The following is a 17,582-nucleotide window of genomic DNA, read 5'->3' as shown; positions in this document are numbered from 1 at the left end:
ACTAAAACCTAATAATTTTATTATAGTTGAAGAACCATTCGGTAGAGGCAGAGAAGGAATGGCGGAATTAATTGATTTTGCTGTATGTATCGATATTCCACTGGAGGTAGCTCTGGCTAGGAGAATACTAGTTGGGATTCAGAAAGCAAAAAATACTCCCGATGAAACATTAAAAAACGTTGAAGAATATTTATCGCAGAATTAATTCCGTTAGGAGCTGTACAGGATTTCGACCATATGGATGATAGAGAGATGTATTCCGAACATTATATAGCCATTCGAGGACAGGAATACAAAGTATGTACTCAAAACCCAAAAGGACCGTCAGGATGAACTTCCCTGACGGTTTTTTCTTAAGTGGCACCCTGTTATTTCCGTTTCGCGAGGTGACTCCTAGTAGGATAACCAAAGATGCTCCATTTTAGAAATAGTCCGCGTTTCCCTCGATATGCTAAGATATGACTATATTAAATGGTTCAAAAAGGATGGAATTTATGATTCATGAGAAGTATGAAAACAATTCCCTTATATTAACCAAACTACGGATTCCACAGCTCCTGGATCAGTCTGTGCCCCGCCCCCATCTGCTTGAACGGATGAATCAGGGGGTGAATCGCAAAGCAACATTCATTATAGCTCCCGCTGGTTACGGTAAAACAACATTGGTCAGCGATTGGGTAAACCAGCTAGATGCGTCAATCGGTTGGTTGTCGTTGGATGACAAGGATAACGACCTGATTCGATTCTGGCAATATGCGACTAAGGCAGTTGAGCAGGCACTTGGCCATTCGTCCGGTCCGCTTCATTTGGCGGCCGGAACGCTAAGCCCTGGTCAATACGAGCCTTTTCTTGTTGCTCTGCTGAATGAATTGAATGTCTTGAGGGAACCACTTGTGCTGGTGCTGGATGATTGGCATGTCATTCGCGATAAGAACATCATCGCATCTGTCTCTTATTTTCTGGAGTACTTACCGTCTCTTGTACATATTTGCTTCGTCAGCCGTACCGTTTCTGAATTTTCGAAAGCGAGGTGGATCAGCCGGGGCTGGATTCATGAGGTCCATGTTGAGCATATGCGCTTTGATTTGCGGGAAACGGTGGATTTCTTCCGTTTATGCGTCAAGAAAGAGATGCGAAGAGAGCAGATTGAACAATTTCTGCAGAAAACCGAGGGCTGGGTAACAGGGCTTAAGCTTATATCTTTGTCCTTGCGTTATGATGAGCGGCCGATGGTCTTCATGCGTCGCGATTCCGGAGACAGCGTGCAAGTTGAGCAATTTTTGCTAGAGGAAGTCTTTGAAGTGCTTGACGAGTCGTCTAAGCAATTTCTGATGAACGTCTCCATACTTCAGAGAATGAACGAGTCGCTTTGCAAAGCGGTGGTTGGGGAAAACGGCGCAGGTAAACTTGCGGAACTGGCAAGCGTTAACCTGTTTCTCATCCCATTGGACGATAACAAAGAATGGTACCGATTTCATCATCTATTTGGTGATTTTCTGCAAAAGCAGTTGAGAGATCATAGCTCTGGGATAGTAAAGGAATTATACAAAGCGGCTGCTATATGGTGCGAGTCGTCGGGACTGCTGGAAGAAGCCGTAGATTACTATTTAGCCGGCCATTGCTTTACGGAAGCCCTACATTTGCTTGAGAAGCTGAGGAGCATCATGATTCGCAGGGAGTTCTCGACGCTAAAAGGATGGTTATCGGCTATCCCCGAACAGCTTCTAAGGGAGCATCCATATCTTTATTTCTCTTATATTTTTTCTTTATTATGGGCTCATGAGCTCGATCAGGCGGAACAGCACTTGCAACTGGCTGCAAAGCATTATGAAACATCCGCGGCGAGTTGGAGTCTGGAGGACAAAAATCGTTATTTGGGCTACTTATATTATGTAAGGAATTTCAAAGCGACCCAGTACGAAATGGATATGGTCAAGGGTCTCGAATACATCCGTCTGTCGCTTCTGCATAGTCCGTCAGGAACGGATCTAATATTTGCTTCCCCTCAGATGCCTTTGTCTCCGTCCATTTACAGATCGTACAACGGCAAGCGCGGCCAACATTTGCCCAGAGGGCTATCGGATACTTTCTTCCTTAACATGATCGATTTCATGACGCCTATGGGATTACAGCATTCGATACTTGTATGTTATGGAGAATTGCTGTACGAACGGGGCGAACTGGAGCAAGCGGAGTATTACTTGAAGCTAGGATTACATGACAAAAGCCAGATGTATTATCAACCGGAGAAGGTCTACATTCCAGCAAGCCTGTTCCTCTCGCGTATAAGTAATTCCAGGCAAGACATCTCCCAAGCAGAGAATTGGTTGGAAGAGGCCAGACAGAAGGCGATGAAGGATGGGGCGGAAGAAGCTCTTATTCTAATTGAAGCGGAAATGGCCGCATTGCGAATGGGATTAGGAGATCGAGATCTGTCAGCTGCTATTGAATGGAAAGAGCGTTACAGAATCTCAGCGGATGATCCCGTGTCCGTATACCAGTTGTACGTATATATCTTTCTTGTCAGAGTATTGATGGAAACCGGTTCCAGTAAAGAGGCTTGGGATTTGTCGGAAAGGCTATATTTTATCGCTGTTAAAGATCATCGTCCGATGGATGCGTTGGAAATTCAAGTGCTGCAGACGATGATTCTACGACTTGCGGATAAGCTCGAGCAAGCTCTGCTGAAGCTGGAAGAGGCACTAAAATATGCGGAACCCGACGATTATGTTCGTGTTTTCGCCGATAAGGGCAAAGTGATCACTGGTCTTCTGATTGCGTATGTACAGCAACGTCAGAAAGGCAATATTCGGGATAAAAATGCGCCTTCTTTAACCTATGTGCGTAAGGTCCTGTCCTTCTGCGGAGGGGTTGCAGACGCGCTCCATCCATCAGACGGTGCCTTGGGAACGCTTCTAACTCAGAAAGAGCACATGATATTCCGATGTATGGAGGATGGTATGGACAACAGTGCAATCGCAGAAGCGCTCGGCATCGGTATGGGTACTCTGAAAGCACACATTAATCACATATACAGCAAACTCCAGGTGACTAGCCGAGTAGAAGCGATTAAACGCGGCAAAGAAATGCAGGGTTAGCCGTGAAGATGCGACGTTGTCAGAAAGACTTGTGTTGTTTGTGCTATAACCGAATCTATAACCCAGGTTAGATTTCACATTCAATCGGATCACTTATAATACGGATAGATGTCGATAATTATCGAATGTGAGTGAAGGGAATGACGGAGCAGATGAGGCGTACTCTATCTATTTTAACAGCAATCTTTTTGTTTATAGGAATCTTTCCGCTTCAAGTGTTGGCTGATTCGGATAATGGGCTGACAGGCTCAGGAACGGAAGTTGATCCGTATATCATCATGAAACTAGAACAGTTGAATTTGGTGAGCAATGACTTGAGCGCACACTACAAGCTCGGTGCGGATATTGATGCTTCCGAGACCGCAAGCTGGAACAATGGAGATGGCTTTATTCCGATCGGCAGTGACGGGAATGACAGCAGCCCGTTCACCGGAGTCTTCGATGGGCAAGGACATATCATCAGCGGACTGACCATCAACAGGCCCTCAAGCGGTTTTATCGGTCTATTCGGAACCGTTGGCTCCGGAGGGGTCGTACGAAATGTCGGCTCTGAGGGAAGCTCCATTACCGGGCAACTCTATGTCGGCGGGCTGGTTGGGCGTAATGATGGCACAGTGAGCGGCTCCCATGTCTCAGGTACCGTCAGCGGTACGACCATTGTCGGCGGGCTAGTAGGGGACAATGAGGTCGGAAAAGTGAGCCAGTCCTATGCTACCGGGGTCGTCAGCGGAAGCGGAGAAAATGTCGGTGGGATGGTGGGGTATAATTTTGCCGGTCTCGTCATCCAGTCCAATTCCTTTAGCGATGTCAAAGGGCGGGATGGTGTTGGTGGACTGGTTGGCAACAATGATCAAGGTTCAATAAATCAGTCTTACGCCACCGGTACTGTTAACGGGCAGGATCATATCGGCGGCCTGGTGGGGATCATTAATAACTCCGGTGAGGTAAGCCAGTCTTATGCTATAGGCGCAGTCAGCGGGAGCGGGGATAATGTCGGCGGCCTGGTGGGATACAATAACTCCGGTGAGGTAAGCCAGTCTTATGCAACTGGCGCGGTTAGCGGGAGCGGTAATAATCTCGGCGGCCTGGTGGGGAGCAATAGCGGCAAACTCACAAGCAGCTTTTGGGATATGGATACAACAGGTCAAAGTAATGCCTGCGAAATGAATAACGGAAGTTGCACTGCTACCGGCCTCAATATTGAGCAGGCGCTGACACAAACGGGCTATTCCGGCTGGGATTTCACTAATGACTGGTTTATGGTCGAGGGCTTGACGCGGCCTTTCCTGCGAAGTGAATATTCCACTACCCTCACCAATACGCATCAGTTGCAGCTGATGGCGATTAACCAGTCGGAAAACTACACGCTGGCGAAGAATATTGATTTTGCCGCGACCTTCACTGATAGCACCCGCTCCGACATGTGGGCGACCAGCACGAACGGTGCGATTATCACGGGAGGGGGCTTCGCGCCAATTGGCGGGAATGGTGGTAGTTATTTCAACGGTACTTTCGATGGGCTGGGTCATACGATCAGCAATCTGATAATCCATCTTCCCCTAAGCAGCGATATTGGCTTGTTCGGTTATGTTCAATCCAACGGAGTCATAAAGAACATTGGGCTGGAAGACGGAAGTGTCACGGGAAATATCGCTGTCGGGGGGTTGGTTGGCATGAGCTTCGGCACGGTGAGCAATGTCTACAATACCGGCAATGTCATCGGCGAGGACTCCGTAGGCGGATTGGCAGGACGGAACAGCAATGGGGGCACGATAAGCGAAGCCTATTCGGCTGGCAGCGTTCATGGCCGTTCATTAATTGGTGGGTTGGTGGGAGAAAATTATGCTGAGGTGAGTGATACCTACGTCACTGGCTCTGTCAATGGTAACAATGAGGTTGGCGGATTGGTTGGGAGGAATTTCGCAACAGTGAGCACCTCCTACGCCACCGGTGCCGTTAGCGGCAATGCTTATGTAGGTGGGCTGGTGGGTTATAGTCAGATCGACACCTTGGTGAGCGCAAGCTTATATGACAGCCAGACTACCGGCCAATCCGATACAGGAAAAGGCGAACCGCGAACAACCTCAGAGATGAAGCGGGAATCTACTTTTCAGCCGGGATGGGATTTAAACGATACATGGATGATCGAGGAAGGGAAAGCATATCCCACATTACAAAGGATTGCTGCGAATATAGGATTGGACGCTGCTCCGCCGACAATCGTCAGCGCGAAGGTCGAGGGCGATCATCCTGATACCGTTATCGTAACGTTTGATGAAGAGGTAAACATTACGAATAGTGGCGGGTTTACGATTAAAGCAGATGGGATCGATGCAGCGATTATGAACCAAAGCTTAACAGAACCGAAAGTAATGACATTTACCATAAGCAATGCATTTGGAAATGATCAAGGAATAACGATTTCATATGATGGACAACTGGGCAATATTGTTGATGCGTCACACAATCCACTATACAGCTTTGCCAATCGAATAGTAGAGAATAATGCCGAAGTGCTTGAAGCGCCAACCAATTTGACAGCAACAGCAGATAACAGCCGAATCACTTTAAACTGGAACAACGTGACAAAGGCCGGCAGCTATAAAATCTATATGAGCACGACTAGCGGCGACTATTCCCTAGAGCCGATAGCGACCGTAACGGAAGCAACCTATAGCGTAACCGACGTGACCTACGGTACAACTTATTATTTCGCAGTCAAATCAAGCAATGAAGAGGAAGATAGCGAATACTCCAATGAGGTGAGCGCCACTTTACTGGATTATACGCCGCCTTCTGTTAGTTTCGGGATGAACGGCAGCGAAAGCTGGGTGATATCGGCAGAGACAACGGTAACGGTAAATAGCGATCCAACAGATATCGGAGTGGATAGTTCGACGCTGCAATATGCTTGGACAACGGATTCAGGGACGCCAGTATCGGGTTGGACGTCGTTTACAAACGGTGATTTGTTAGCGATAAGCGGTGTGGATGGAGACTGGTACCTGCATATTCAGGCATCGGATGAGGCTGGTCATAGGATAAACGTAGTATCCAACCGCTTCCGAATGGATTCGTCGATTGCATCATTAAGCGGCTTGACAGTGAGCACTGGAACGCTGAGTCCCGTTTTTGCGGCGAATACAACTAGCTACACGCTTAGTGTAGGGAACAGCGTTTCCAGCATGAACGTTACGCCCGTAGCCGTAGATGGGACAGATACCATAACATTGAGCATAAATGGAGGTACGTCCCAGAATATTTCAAGCGGCGAGCGAAGTAAACCTCTTGCACTCAATATAGGTGACAATACGATCACAGTTCATATCACAGCATTAAACGGCTCGCAGCAAACCTATATCGTCACCGCAACCCGGGCGGCAGAGAGTACAAATACAAGCAGTGGCGGAGGAAGTACAAGTTCAAGCAGTAGCGGAGGAAGTATACAACCTAACAGCAGCTACTTTATAAGCACGGACGGACGGACGATCACTTTCGATGGTGGTCAAATAATCCTGCCTAGCGGAGTGCTGGACCGTTCCTTTTATCTGACGCTAAAAGAGGTATTCGACACGAATACACTGCCGTTCTCCAACACGGAACAGTTAATAAGCAAAGTGATCGAACTCACGAAGGATCAACCAGAGAATTTTAATAAGGAAGTCATCTTATCCTTACATTTTGCTGTGGATAAGATAAAGAAGGAAGACGTTAAAATCAGCCTCTATTGGCTCAACGAAGCGACCAACGAATGGGTAGAACTGAAAAACACTCTAGTAGATTGGGAGAAGGGAACTGTCAGCGGTGCTACCGACCACTTCACCAAATTTGCGGTTATTGCCACACCAATAAAGGCAGTAGAACAACAACCGCAGGTGGAAGGCGAGTCGGGCGTTCATTTCACGGATATACATGGGCATTGGGCGGAAAAAAGTATTCAGCAATTGGCAGGAAAAGGTGCGTTGAGCGGTTATTCGGACGGTACGTTCAAGCCTGATAAACCGATTACCCGAGCAGAGTTTGCCGCGATTCTGGTTCGCACTTTGAAATTACCTCAAAAAGAAGGCAAGGTATTCGACGATACAGCCCATCATTGGGCTAGTCAAACCATATCTACAGCATATGCTTACGGGATAATTCAAGGTTACGATCAGCATACATTTGCTCCCAATGAACTCATTACACGCGAGCAAATAGCGATGATGATTGTTAATGCATTACAATTGGAGAATGAGGAAGCAAGTCATATCTTTGCCGATCAAGGAACGATTTCAACATGGGCGCAAAAAGCAGTCGCTGCGACAGTGGAGCAGGGAGTGATTACCGGTTATCCGAATAACACGGTGAAACCTAAAGCCCATGCAACCCGAGCGGAAGTAGCGACGATAATATCGCGCGCTATCGAGAAAATGAAAATCTAAGACCTGCCTTAGATGGCAGCCTGGATGCGATTCAGGTTTAAAAAGAGAACCGGCCCGTTGGTCGGTTCTTTTTGTTTAGAAGGCACTTATTTTCCTGTTGCCCTTCCGCATGGTAACACGAGCAAAGCCTGCTATCTTTTGTACACGCCGAGTAAACTCGTCTGCGCTTTCAACCTGTCTAAAGTTAAGTAGCAGCTCTTTTTTATTTTTGCTTCAATTGTTTAAGCATAGCAGTCCAAATTCTTAGACCGGTCACCCAGAGCGTCAGAGCAGAACTGAAGCCGATAAAAGTAGACGTCGCAATCAGAGATACATTGTTAACAGTAGCATTCATTGGTAAAAAGAAAGTAATAACGCCTAAAATACAGAGTGTTATACCTGTACCATAATAAAAATTTTCTCGAAACAATCGAGCTAAAGGAAAAAAGTGGATACCTACAATGATTGCCATAATAGGAAAAAAGATTTCAAAATAATTAATCATGTTACAAATTACACTTGCGATAAAGATAGCAAGCCCTTCCAGACCAACGTTCAAACCAAATTTCCGATTTATGTTTCTCCTCTGTTCTCTCTCATCTGGTGTAGCTGCATGTTTCATATTACGAGCTTTACCAAAAAGTGATATTGCTCCAATAAGTAAGATTAATGTCACAATACCTGAAAGAACAAGTAACCAAGGCTCCCCAAGTCCATGTGAACCAATAATACCAATGGAAGCCCAAAGAGCCCCAAAAAAAGTCATGAACATCACACCATTTGCAGCACCAAAGACAGCAGCTTTCGGTAATTTTACTAAACTCATTATTTCCAGACTCCTACACCAGATTTTATATTTTTATTTATCTAACCATCCTTCCTCCTTATTGTCTAGTTTTTTATTTGGTTCGAGTCCATTCTTTTACGAGAGAATATCGGTATAGGAGCCTTCAACCAATGGACATGTGGGGGGGGGACTATGGCGACTCGATTTCACTTTTAACCGGTGATTTAAATGAACGTGTAGCTGCACTTAAAAGCGATGTCCAAGGCAGCTTCATCATTCCTGGGAGTGCTGGCCTTGTGCAGAGTCTATTGAATACAAGTCTCCCCGACGAAATCAATATGGTTATCCACCCTGTCAGCTTCGGAAGCGGTAAGAGATACACCTCTCGTTTGCAACCAAATCTTCTATCAACCCGTTCATATTTATGTAAGGACTTAACTTGGAGGGGATCATTTTGAAAAAAATGTTTGTCTTATTCGTATTCGTACTGGTTCTGGCAACAGGATGTTCATCCGACAATACTAGTGAATCAGACGGGCGTTGGAATCATAAAGAAGGTTTTGTTGTTGCGAAAGAAAACGGTAGAGTCCTCGTGGTTCGTGACAGGGTTGATAATATTGAAGCACCACTTAACGAAATATTAGAAGATGCTAGTCCGAATGCAATCTGGCTTTCTGTAGACAAAAAGGGTTTCGATGTTGTCTCGGTAGGTGACCAAGTGAGCATAAATATCCATAATGGGGCGATAGACCAGTCCTATCCAGCTCAGGCGTCGGCGGACGTGATCAAGAAATAGCAATCGAAGACCTTTACGGGATAACTGCTCCGCAATTATAAATGGCAAGGGACCAAAACAAAGAGAAATTTACTTTACAATCTTTTTTGGGGACACATCATAGACTAAATGTACTTGCTGTGCAGGGGGGCTCTGCGTGAGATTACTGATTCTTTTGATAGGTGTGATATTACTTACTCTGCTTTGGACAAATCCTGATAGATCCGATTTTGAAAAGTGGGTGATCAAGAAGGAAGTCACCAATTATCAAAGAAGCACTTCTTTACAGCCTGTTAATTTTCGAAGCAAAAATTATCTGTTTTTTTCAATACATGAACTTTCGGTTGTAAGGCAACAGACTGATTTTATGACCGAATACACTAACTACGTGGGTGTGGGCATACTCGGAATGATATTTCCAGCTTCGGCTCCTAATATTGACGGCAAACAGTCCCCAGCATTTTAGTTCGTTTCTTAAACTAACGGGGAACGATAGTTAAGAAACGACCAGGAAGAAGCTGCCGGTGGATCGGCAGCTTCTTCACGTTAACGGGCAGGATTGCTCAATACAATCATAGAATACCTAATATCGGATTTGATGTTAGGAGGGCGAAAAATGGAATTCATATTTATTCGGCACGGTCATGGGGAACATCTCAACGATTATCCAAATCGGTTGAATACTCTGCATCCAAGTCTTACAGAGTACGGCAAATTTCAAGTATCGCAGCTACGAAATGAAATTAAAATTGATCCTGATGATTTAATGCTTGTTAGTCCAACCAAACGGACAATTGAGACGGCAACTATTATAAAAAATGGTATGGGCTTCATTATTTCTCCATTTGTTGGTCCGAGAATGTTTCCTCAGAACTCCAAACTTCCTTTTTTAGCATGTGATCACCTCCTTTCTAAAACTGAAATTACAAATCTGTATGGAGATACTGAATTTCTTGATTTCCATTTGGATTGCTGGAAAGAAGGGATTAATAGGATCGAACAAGATATTTTTGAAGGATATGCTAAGCGGTTATTAGATTGGATCGGGAAAAGCTATAAAAAAATATACATTATTTCACATGATGGTACGATAACGAATTATCGGATATTGCTTGGAGAAAAAGGATTGACCAGAAAAGATTTTCTCGGTGAGGCTGGGGTATATCGAATGAAGTTGTAGAGTAGTTTTTATTTATAATCAACCTTGGTCCATTTAAAAGAAATGTTATTGGTATAATTATGTAATAATAATGCCAACAACTGGAGTGAATATCATGCTTTCTGAAGAAGTTTATACGAAGGTGGCGAAACAAGCGTTAATTCAATACCCGATTATTTATGAGAAACTTGTATACCTTGGGAAAAGTGATAATGTTACATTCCAAATTCACACAAATGACGATAATCGGAAGTTTCTTATCAAAATCCATATCTCGACGAGTTCTAATAAATCAAAGGAAAATATCGAATCAGAACTCATTTGGCTAGAAGCTTTGGATAGAGATACAGATCTTGTTGTACCTAATCCGGTAAAGAATCTTGAAGGTGATCTGGTAACAATTATATCAACTGGTTGTAACGATAATAAATTCATTGTGACTATTCACCGCTGGGTTAATGGTAAAGTGCTTAACAGAGAGCCAAATAGTAATGAAACTGCAAGTTTGGCTATTTTAATGGCAACTTTACATAAACATTCTATGCAGTGGAATGCACCAGAGAGCTTTAATAGACCAATATACAATACTAACCATTTATATTCATCACTTAACCAATTAAAACAATTGGTAAATTTAGAACTAATGTCAATCGAAGCGTTTGTTCATGTGGAAGAGTCAGCACTTAAAATAGCAAAAGTGATACAAAACCATAAACGAGATCAGAATAACTGGGGAATTATTCATTCTGACCTTCATGAAAGCAATTATGTGTTTTATGAAGATATTCCTCGACCTATAGATTTTTCGAATTGTGGTTATGGCTTTTATTTATTTGATATGGCAGAAACATTTCTGCATCTTTCACTTAAAAATAGGGAAATATTTATTGCATCATATAGCAAAGTAAAACAAATACATGACAATTATTTAGAGTTATTAGAAGCTTTTTTCATATGGTCAATAATAAGAACTTTCGCATTTCATTCTTTAAATCCAAACGAACAACAATCTTTGGCAGATAGTTTTCCAATAGTTATTCAAGATTATTTTATAAAATATCTTAAAGGAGAAAATTTCTTGTTAAACTAATGGGAAACGATGGTTCAAAATGACAACAAAAGCGGCCAGCAAATTGGCTGCTTTTGTTACAAGAGTACAAACGAATTCAGAGCAAAGTCCTGACTTGTATAATCAGCTATTTATTATAAAGTTTGAATAGTAACCTACCTCACATAGTGGAGCTATGCTTCGTTACTTATTCCAAATACTTTGTGGGAATCCCAAAACAATTTTTTTAACCATAGTATCCTTATTTGCGGCTGACTGAACGAAATAACGTTCGGACTGCCGTCTTTTTTTTGGAGACAATATGTTTACAAGTAGGTGAAGTTTTCGAGACATCTTTACTTTATATTTGGAAAAGTCAGCGATAATAGTTTCAATTCTTTTTACAAGGATTGACAAGGGAGGGCCTTCCCGGAGGGTTGAAGACTATTCCAAGAGATAAGAAAGTGTAAACTTCAGAGACTTAACATCCTTATCTCGCAAGATAAACTTCCGCTACATGCGGTCTGTCTTCTGAGAAAGTACGTCGATAGACGTTTTTCTTATGATCTAATGGCTGCCCACGCTGCTTAAGGAAGTTAATGATAAAGAAAGGTGAGTCGTTGATGAAGAAAATAGGCTGGATATGGATTTGTCTAATTCTCTGTCTCTCCGCCTGCAGTGGAGCCCAGGGAAACAAAGGCGAAATGGCAATGAAAGAAGCGACAGCGGCGCAAGACGGGAATACGAAAGAAAGTGTGGATTCAAAAGGACATGTGAAGCTCGTGTTCTCGACTTTTTATCTGAGCAATCACATGCAGATGGCTGTGAAGAAGTATGAGAAGCTGCATCCCAATATCGAGATTGAGCTGCAGGCTACACCCTCTGAAGGTAAGGATCTCGGTGAGGTATATGCAAATATTGAAAAATTCGTTACCTCCTCCAACACAGCCATCTTGGCCGGCAAAGGTCCCGACCTGATTGAGCTTGATATGCTCCCGGCAGATAAATATGTAAGCCGTGATCTGCTTGTAAATCTAAGCGACTTGATGGAGAAGGATTCATCGATTCAGACGAAAAATTATTTCACCAACATCTTGGACAACTCGAAGATTGGCGGGGGACTTTACGGGATGCCACTTTATTTCTCCCTTGCCGGTTTGATCGGCGATGAGGATGCTCTCGAAAAGAGCGGAGTCAAGATCAATGATAGCAGTTGGACATGGAGCGATTTTGCGGATATTGCCAAACAATTGACACAGAAAGGCAAGTACAAGAATGTGCTCATTAGCGAACCGAATTATATGCTGAGCGAGATGGTCGCTGAAAACTACCCCCAGCTCGTCACAGAGGAAAACGGGAAAGCCAATTTTGATTCGGCGCGATTTGCCGGGTTAATGCAGCAGATTAAAACGATGTTCGATGACGGCTTGCTTTACGACATGGAAGCGGATGGCGGTGGCAGAGGCAGCGAAACTGCCAGGAATGTGAAAGTTTATTTTAACGAAGAAACCATCAGTTCTCTCCGAGGATATCTCTTGAACAACTTCGCCGAGCATACCAAGCTGTATACCAAACCGCATCCGCAAGATATGGGGGCAGGAGGTTATTTTAAAAACTTCGGAATGATCGGGATTAACACAAGCTCGCCCCATAAGAAGGAAGCCTGGGATTTTATCAAATTTCTGATAGAGGATGAGGCGCAGTCTTATACCGATGTATATGATCAAAGCCCTGGATTTCCAATTAACAGAATTGCCTACGAAAAACAGCTGAAGCAGCTTAAAGACGAAGGGACGATTCACGAGGCTGATCTTCCTGCGGTCAAGGTTGACAATGCATCGCTGGACCAACTGGACGCCTATATTACGGGAGCCGTTCATTCCACCGAGAAACTGTCCAAAATTGATGAGATCATTTCCAATAATTCAAAGTCTTTCTTCAGCGGACAGAAATCAGCGGACAATGTCGCGAAACAAGTTCAGAACAAGATCAATCTATATCTCAACGAATGAATCGATGAGGAGAATCGTCATATGAAGAAAATCGGGTTAGGATTATTGGTTAGAAGGTCGGATTGCTCGTACTTGCGGAAAGTGAGCCGTCAGCCATGGACATAAACATGGTCCGTGCCCAAAAAGGGGAATAATCTGCCCCGTCCGTTAAAGTTAATTGACCCTCCGCATGGAGCATGTGCTGCCGCTCGGAAGAATTTCATCAGGAGTCGCCGGATTTCCAGCGGAAGAGAGCGAAACTCATTCGATGGTCGACAACGAAAATAATTTGCATATAACATACGAATGGAAGACAATTACAAAGCTTGAGGGCCATGCTTTGTAAGCTGATGCCCGGTTAAACCATCCCCAGTATCTCCCTTGGAGAAACCGGGGATGGTTGTGTTTTTTTCATGCCCTTACAAGGAGGTGCGCAGCAGGCGACAGCTGATCAGCCCATTTTATGAAAGTCCTATCATTTAAAGCCCGTTTTTGATTGAACGAAATATGGGCAACCCAAAACATACGATAATGGAGGATATTAATGAAGAAGAAATGGTTGAAAACTCCGGCTTTGCACGCGCTTGTGCTTATTGAGTGTTGTTCTAAAATTTAGCGCGGCCACTTGGTTCAGTTATTTCAGATTTGGCTTGACCTTAACATGATGTAATGGATTAGAATATCAGTTATTAGACATGGAAGGGGAGGGTCTTATACATATTAGTGAATTATCCCGTAAGACAGGAGCAAGTCTTCGTTCTTTACGATATTATGAAGAAAAAGCCCTATTGAAACCTGCTCGTCTAGAGAATGGTTATCGTGAATATGATGAATCCCATATTGAGCAAGTAAGAATTATTAAACTATATTTTAGTCTTGGTCTCACTATTAAGGAGATTACCGATTTCTTTCACTGTACGATTAGTCGAGAAATTCAACGTCAGTGCTTACCGATTGCCATAGATGTCGGTGAAAGGAAGCTTGAAGAAATCAAAAAACAAATAGAGACTTTAAGAAAAGCAGAATCTCATTTGGAAGAAAGTCTATCAAGTTGGAGAGATGTCTTACGCAAAGGAGAGGAACAAAACGAATAGTCTAATGGATCAAGGAAATCCCCGAATTGCATTAGTCACAGGAGCCAACCGCGGTATAGGAAGGGAAATCGCATATCAGTTGGCTTTAAAAGGGTTAAAAGTATTGATTGGTTGCAGAGACGAAGATAAAGGGCGACATACTGTTGAGGACTTGCGCCAAAAAGGATTAGCAGTTGAGTTACAAGTTGTTGATGTGAATGATACAGAAAGCGTCAGAAAGATGGCGGAGTCAGTAAAAAAACATTATGGTCGTCTAGATATATTGGTAAACAACGCCGGTGTACTACTTGATCACGGGGTTTCCGTGTTGGATATTGAAGAGACCGTAATAAAAGAGACATTTGAAACGAATTATTTTGGGGCATTACGAATGATTCAAGCCACTGTTCCCTTGATGAAAGAAAATAGATATGGACGCATCGTCAATCTCTCATCAGGATTGGGAGCTTTTGAAGTACTTAAGGGATTATTAGGACTTAAAGGATCATCACCTGCTTATCGTATCTCTAAGACTATGCTCAATGCCATGACATGTTTAGTAGCACAAGATGTTGCTGAAATGGGTATAAAGGTTAACGCCGCCTGTCCTGGTAGAGTACAAACGGATATGGGAAGAGCAACTGCTTCCCAATCAGTTGTGGAAGGTGTCCCTGCTCCAGTAACGGTTGCTGAAGGAGCAGATACGGCTGTCTGGTTGGCTACTCTGGATGAAGAGGGTCCCAATGGTGGGTTCTTTCGAGAACGTAAGCTTGCCAATTGGTAGAAGCGTTTAAATGATATTGAAGCAATGGAGTCTATAGTTCAACGCTATAAAAGGGTCTAGCTCCCAGCTACTTCTTTGTTTCGCTTCCTCGAAATGATTCAGTTTCCTCACTCAGGCTCATGAATCCGCATAATTTTCCCAAGGAATCATTCTGGGTTCCGTGAAAGAATAGTACACAACCCCGCAGCAAGATACTGCGGGGTTTTCCTTGTTCCGATCATCTGTTTAATTATCGGTAAGCTTGCGGTGTAAAGCTCTCCACTGACTTGGCGTTATGCCGGTCACCTTTTTGAATACGGTACTGAAATATTGGCTCGTCTTAAACTCAAGATCTATAGCAAGGCGGGTAATGGGAATATCGGTATGGGTCAACAGCTGAGCAGCGTATTCGACGCGTGTACGCTCCACAAATGATGAAGGCGATTGGCCAAATGTCTGACGGAACAATCGGTAGAAATGAGATTCGCTTACACCAATCGCCGAAGCGATGTCCCGGTTGTTCCAATGCTTCTCAGGGTTTCTTTGAATGTTCTCCGTAATGGAATGCAAGGCAGCATGCAAGTCTTCAGGAATATGCAGATCAGGAGAAGGCTCAGTCATATTAAGAATAAGATCAAGCACAAGGTGCCTGACCTTAAGCTTAAGCCATGGCTGCTCTTCTATTTGAATAGCCTGCTGCAGCCTTCGGAAGCTTAGTTTCAGCTGGGCATTGGTCCGCAGGATTCTTGGCAGGCTCCTTAATTTATCTAAGACAGCGTCGGTCTCACTCTCGCATAGACCAAGCCATGAGGAGTTCGCCAAAGGCCTCCTGATAATCATCCACCAGATCGAGGAGGGCTCCATATAATCCATACGCGCCCGGTGAGTTTCATTCGGAAGGGTATGAAACATCTCGCCGGCCCTTGTTTCATAATATTGTCCATTAACCTCCCAAGTGACTTTCCCGCTTTCAGTCAGCACAAATTCATAGGCTCCGTCATGCTCGTGATGAGACAATTTCAATGCCTCCGTAAAATGATCATAGCCAAGCATAAGGAGCTCGGGAACTTGAATGACGTTTGTTAATGGGCGACCTGTTTCTGCTTCGTATTCCCATCTTCCCGTTCGGTTTTTCCTGGTTGTCATTGACCAATCTCCTTGTTTCAAATCATATGGATGTATAAAATCCTATTCGATAGTTTTCGGAAAGTCAAAGCCTAATACAACTGGTATCTTAAAGAGGCGGAACAATTACAAATGATGAGGTGGAATTATAATGGGTTTTATTCCTTATGAAGTAACCGAACAAGATAAGCAGGATTTTGAACGTGATGGCTATTGGATCAGTCCTAAGCTTATCGATGACGAGACCATTGAAAAGCTTAGACACGCACATGAACGGATTTGGTCTTCCGATTTCGACGGTGATGGCTATCCAATGTATGACATTCGTATTCCGGAGAATAAATTGGCTCTGCGTAAGCTTGATAACGGCTGGTGGATTAATAATGAGGTCCGCAACATTGTAACCAGCCCTGAACTGGGCCATATGTCTGCAGAGTTGATTGGAGAATCGTCCATCAGGCTGTGGCATGATCAGATTATTTATAAGCCAAGTGCTGCCGGTCAGGAAACCATGCTGGGAAATGTAGGCTGGCATCAAGATTATGGTTTTTGGAGATGCAGCAGCACAACCAATATGGTAACGGTCTGGATTGCCTTGCAGGATACCGATCTGGGAAACGGAGGAATGAGAACAATACTAGGTTCTCACAAATGGGGCGTTGTTGAAGGCAGCGATACTTTTTTTGATCAGGATTTAGATGGTCTTAAACAGAAATTCACCAAAGGAGAATGGATAGATGAGCCGTGTATTCTGAAAGCAGGCCAGGCAAGTTTCCACCATGCTTTGACGTTCCATGGCTCGGGTCCTAATCTGTCCGAGCATCCGCGACTTTCCATTGTCGCGCATTTGATGCCTGGTGATACCGTGTATAAAAAGGATAGAGGAAGACACGATAATGTCCGACTGCTAGGCCCGCAACCTTATGACGGCCAGCCCTTTAATAATCAATACTTCCCATTGCTGTACTGCAAATAAACACTCCTATTATGGAAAAACAGAAGAAGCTGTCCCAGTCGTTAATGACAGGACAGCTTCTTGACTTAGTATTTCGGCTATTCATCGGCATGCAAAGAAGAAAAATTGACTAGAATGGAGACCAATTCTGCCAACGGAATGTGTACCAAATAAATAGAAGAAGATATTGTCTAATATCACAAATGTAACCTCATAATTATTGTTTAAAAAGCCTGATGGATCAGGCTTTTTGTTATTTATATAGGAGAATTTGTGTCATAAAAAAGTGCACAAAAGTGCCTACATTGTAGGATAATGACATTAAAGTGCCTACATTTTGACGGGACTACAAGTATAGATAAAAAGAACATATCAGCCTAAAGATCCGCTAAATCGCAGTAAGCCTAA

The 17,582-nt window shown here is 43.7% G+C and carries 14 protein-coding genes; 12 read left to right on the top strand and 2 right to left on the bottom strand.

Going from position 1 to position 17,582, the window contains the following annotated elements; translation table 11 throughout:
• Nucleotides 1-58: 58 nt before the first annotated feature.
• The 3 genes from KJS65_RS07190 (at nt 59) to KJS65_RS07180 (ending at nt 7,519) form a co-directional block, all read left to right on the top strand.
• On the top strand, nt 59-205 hold the full coding sequence (locus KJS65_RS07190; RefSeq protein ID WP_213649203.1) for a nucleoside/nucleotide kinase family protein: 147 nt from the start codon (nt 59-61) through the stop codon (nt 203-205).
• A gap of 289 nt (nt 206-494) precedes the next feature.
• Complete coding sequence (locus tag KJS65_RS07185; protein ID WP_213649202.1) at nt 495-3,098, top strand: winged helix-turn-helix domain-containing protein; 2,604 nt, start codon at nt 495-497, stop codon at nt 3,096-3,098.
• A gap of 140 nt (nt 3,099-3,238) precedes the next feature.
• The gene (locus KJS65_RS07180) at nt 3,239-7,519 is read left to right on the top strand and encodes an S-layer homology domain-containing protein (protein WP_213649201.1); all 4,281 of its coding nucleotides are present in this window, start codon (nt 3,239-3,241) and stop codon (nt 7,517-7,519) included.
• 202 nt (nt 7,520-7,721) lie between these two features.
• On the opposite strand, the gene KJS65_RS07175 is transcribed toward KJS65_RS07180, so the two are convergent.
• On the bottom strand, nt 7,722-8,324 hold the full coding sequence (locus KJS65_RS07175) for a hypothetical protein (RefSeq protein ID WP_213649200.1): 603 nt from the start codon (nt 8,322-8,324) through the stop codon (nt 7,722-7,724).
• A gap of 131 nt (nt 8,325-8,455) precedes the next feature.
• Between KJS65_RS07175 and KJS65_RS30245 the strand changes: the two genes are divergently transcribed.
• The 8 genes from KJS65_RS30245 to KJS65_RS07135 all read left to right on the top strand — a co-directional run bounded on the left by KJS65_RS30245 (nt 8,456) and on the right by KJS65_RS07135 (nt 15,115).
• Nucleotides 8,456-8,743 (top strand): dihydrofolate reductase family protein, encoded by a 288-nt coding sequence (locus KJS65_RS30245; protein WP_213649199.1) that lies wholly within the window; start codon nt 8,456-8,458, stop codon nt 8,741-8,743.
• A 5-nt stretch (nt 8,744-8,748) separates the two neighbouring features.
• A complete protein-coding gene (locus KJS65_RS07165) occupies nt 8,749-9,081 on the top strand; it encodes a DUF3221 domain-containing protein (RefSeq protein WP_244864562.1) in 333 nt (110 codons plus the stop codon).
• Between the two features lie 136 nt (nt 9,082-9,217).
• Nucleotides 9,218-9,526, top strand: coding sequence for a hypothetical protein (locus KJS65_RS07160; RefSeq protein ID WP_213649197.1), 309 nt, complete (start codon nt 9,218-9,220; stop codon nt 9,524-9,526).
• A 150-nt stretch (nt 9,527-9,676) separates the two neighbouring features.
• Entirely contained in the window at nt 9,677-10,240 is a 564-nt protein-coding gene (locus KJS65_RS07155; protein ID WP_213649196.1) for a phosphoglycerate mutase family protein, read from the top strand.
• A gap of 94 nt (nt 10,241-10,334) precedes the next feature.
• Nucleotides 10,335-11,309: a phosphotransferase enzyme family protein gene (locus KJS65_RS07150; RefSeq protein WP_213649195.1), complete on the top strand. Its 975-nt coding sequence runs from the start codon at nt 10,335-10,337 to the stop codon at nt 11,307-11,309.
• Between the two features lie 581 nt (nt 11,310-11,890).
• A complete protein-coding gene (locus KJS65_RS07145) occupies nt 11,891-13,279 on the top strand; it encodes an ABC transporter substrate-binding protein (protein WP_213649194.1) in 1,389 nt (462 codons plus the stop codon).
• A gap of 674 nt (nt 13,280-13,953) precedes the next feature.
• Nucleotides 13,954-14,352 carry a MerR family transcriptional regulator gene (locus KJS65_RS07140; protein WP_213649193.1) on the top strand — a complete coding sequence of 133 codons (399 nt, stop codon included), beginning with the start codon at nt 13,954-13,956 and terminating at the stop codon, nt 14,350-14,352.
• Between the two features lie 4 nt (nt 14,353-14,356).
• Nucleotides 14,357-15,115, top strand: a complete 759-nt coding sequence (locus KJS65_RS07135) for an SDR family NAD(P)-dependent oxidoreductase (protein WP_213649192.1) — start codon at nt 14,357-14,359, stop codon at nt 15,113-15,115.
• Between the two features lie 225 nt (nt 15,116-15,340).
• On the opposite strand, the gene KJS65_RS07130 is transcribed toward KJS65_RS07135, so the two are convergent.
• Complete coding sequence (locus KJS65_RS07130) at nt 15,341-16,240, bottom strand: AraC family transcriptional regulator (RefSeq protein ID WP_213649191.1); 900 nt, start codon at nt 16,238-16,240, stop codon at nt 15,341-15,343.
• Between the two features lie 130 nt (nt 16,241-16,370).
• Between KJS65_RS07130 and KJS65_RS07125 the strand changes: the two genes are divergently transcribed.
• The gene (locus tag KJS65_RS07125; RefSeq protein ID WP_213649190.1) at nt 16,371-17,195 is read left to right on the top strand and encodes a phytanoyl-CoA dioxygenase family protein; all 825 of its coding nucleotides are present in this window, start codon (nt 16,371-16,373) and stop codon (nt 17,193-17,195) included.
• The last annotated feature ends 387 nt before the right edge of the window (nt 17,196-17,582 follow it).

This window comes from Paenibacillus sp. J23TS9, from assembly GCF_018403225.1.
Taxonomy (GTDB): Bacteria; Bacillota; Bacilli; order Paenibacillales; family Paenibacillaceae; genus Paenibacillus_AQ.
This window is presented reverse-complemented; position numbering and strand designations above follow the sequence as displayed.

Coding starts and splice junctions, on each gene's coding strand:
- KJS65_RS07130 (WP_213649191.1), bottom strand. CDS start 16,240: ATGACAACCAGGAAAAACCGAACGGGAAGATGGGAATACGAAGCAGAA.
- KJS65_RS07135 (WP_213649192.1), top strand. CDS start 14,357: ATGGATCAAGGAAATCCCCGAATTGCATTAGTCACAGGAGCCAACCGC.
- KJS65_RS07155 (WP_213649196.1), top strand. CDS start 9,677: ATGGAATTCATATTTATTCGGCACGGTCATGGGGAACATCTCAACGAT.
- KJS65_RS30245 (WP_213649199.1), top strand. CDS start 8,456: ATGGACATGTGGGGGGGGGACTATGGCGACTCGATTTCACTTTTAACC.
- KJS65_RS07185 (WP_213649202.1), top strand. CDS start 495: ATGATTCATGAGAAGTATGAAAACAATTCCCTTATATTAACCAAACTA.
- KJS65_RS07145 (WP_213649194.1), top strand. CDS start 11,891: ATGAAGAAAATAGGCTGGATATGGATTTGTCTAATTCTCTGTCTCTCC.
- KJS65_RS07125 (WP_213649190.1), top strand. CDS start 16,371: ATGGGTTTTATTCCTTATGAAGTAACCGAACAAGATAAGCAGGATTTT.
- KJS65_RS07150 (WP_213649195.1), top strand. CDS start 10,335: ATGCTTTCTGAAGAAGTTTATACGAAGGTGGCGAAACAAGCGTTAATT.
- KJS65_RS07165 (WP_244864562.1), top strand. CDS start 8,749: ATGTTTGTCTTATTCGTATTCGTACTGGTTCTGGCAACAGGATGTTCA.
- KJS65_RS07140 (WP_213649193.1), top strand. CDS start 13,954: ATGGAAGGGGAGGGTCTTATACATATTAGTGAATTATCCCGTAAGACA.
- KJS65_RS07175 (WP_213649200.1), bottom strand. CDS start 8,324: ATGAGTTTAGTAAAATTACCGAAAGCTGCTGTCTTTGGTGCTGCAAAT.
- KJS65_RS07190 (WP_213649203.1), top strand. CDS start 59: ATGGCGGAATTAATTGATTTTGCTGTATGTATCGATATTCCACTGGAG.
- KJS65_RS07180 (WP_213649201.1), top strand. CDS start 3,239: ATGACGGAGCAGATGAGGCGTACTCTATCTATTTTAACAGCAATCTTT.